This window comes from Streptomyces sp. NPDC056948 (genome assembly GCF_042674225.1).
GTDB classification, from domain to species: Bacteria; Actinomycetota; Actinomycetes; order Streptomycetales; family Streptomycetaceae; genus Streptomyces; species Streptomyces purpurascens.
In genome coordinates this window covers 1-1,187 of record NZ_JBHUQX010000819.1, presented here as the reverse complement: position 1 = coordinate 1,187, position 1,187 = coordinate 1, and the positions used below count along the sequence as shown (strand labels likewise).

Below are 1,187 nucleotides of genomic sequence, written 5' to 3'. Positions count from 1 at the left end.
GCCGTACAGCGCCCAGGCGGAGACGCTGAGGGCCGCGAGGATCGCGGCGGTGACGACGGAGGTGCGAAGGCGGCGCCGGCGGGACTTGCCGGCGGGCCGGGGGGCCGGTTCGGGGTCGAGCTCCCCGGCGATGTCGGGGACCGCCTGCCCTTCGCCCGCCGGTTCCGCTTTCTCCTCTTCCTCGTCCTCTTCTTCCTCGTCCTCCGCTTCCTGTCGTGCTTCCTGCTGCGCCTTTGCTGCCGCCGCCTCTTCCTCGGCGTCGGCCGCCGCGGTTCTAGCCGCGTCCGCGAGGGCCCACAGGCGGTGCAGGGTGCGGAGTTCCTCCGGGGTCGCGCCGCAGACCGTGGCCAGCCGGTGGACGCTGCCGTAGTCCTGGGGCACCGACGTGCCTCGGCAGTAGCGGTGCAGTGTCGAACCGGCGAGGCCGGACTTCCTGGCGAGTGCCTCGTAACTCATCCCGGACCGGCTCTTCAGCGCACGCAACAGCGCGGCGAACCGCTCCGTTTCTGGGCATACGGACATCGGGTCTCCCCCCTCGGATACCCCCGCGGACGCTGGTCTGGCGTCTCGGACCGCAACTGTGCCACCAAAGGCGTCCCATGGCCGTCCCAACGGTTCCGGAACACGCCAGTTGGCCGGCGTCCCATCCGTCCCGGCATCCCAGCCGCCCCCGCTGTCCTTGCCCGGCCAGGTCGTGCCTTGCCAGCGTCGGGCCGTCCGAACGACCGGCCCCCGACCCTCGAGGAGACCAGGCTCATGCGCCTTTCCGTCCGCAGGAACTCCCGCACCACACCGCTGTTCGCGGTCCTCGCCGTCAGCGCCGCCGCGATCACCACCCTGGCCGTGCCGTCCTCCGCTTCGGCTGCCCCGGCCGCTCCCGCGGCGGTGGACTGCGCGAGTGGGCACATCTGCTTCTGGACCGGCGCCAACTTCACCGGCAGCAAGTGCGCGTGGGACGTGGCCGACCCCGACTGGCAGAGCGGCGCCGTCAGGTGTTCCTGGGCCGCCACGACCAACGTGAAGTCGGTGTGGAACGCCGGCACCGGCGACTACAGCGGCGTCGCCTACTACCGGGGCGCCAACTACAGCAACCGGGTCGGCTGCACCCGGCAGCAGCACGGCGGCAACCTGGCCGGTACGTACAAGGTCCGCTCCCACCAGTGGATCAGCGGTAGCTGCGGCTGACG

Annotated in this window: 2 protein-coding genes; one reads left to right on the top strand and one right to left on the bottom strand. The window is 71.8% G+C overall.

What is annotated here, in order from left to right; genetic code table 11:
* Positions 1-522: helix-turn-helix domain-containing protein (locus tag ACFTZL_RS45000; protein ID WP_382596461.1), on the bottom strand; the 522-nt coding region annotated here is incomplete at its 3' end.
* A gap of 234 nt (positions 523-756) precedes the next feature.
* On the opposite strand from ACFTZL_RS45000, the gene ACFTZL_RS44995 reads away from it, so the two are divergent.
* Complete coding sequence (locus ACFTZL_RS44995) at positions 757-1,185, top strand: peptidase inhibitor family I36 protein (protein ID WP_382596458.1); 429 nt, start codon at positions 757-759, stop codon at positions 1,183-1,185.
* The last annotated feature ends 2 nt before the right edge of the window (positions 1,186-1,187 follow it).

Bases quoted from the DNA above. Each gene is read 5' to 3' on its own strand.
- ACFTZL_RS44995 (WP_382596458.1), top strand. From the start codon at position 757: ATGCGCCTTTCCGTCCGCAGGAACTCCCGCACCACACCGCTGTTCGCG.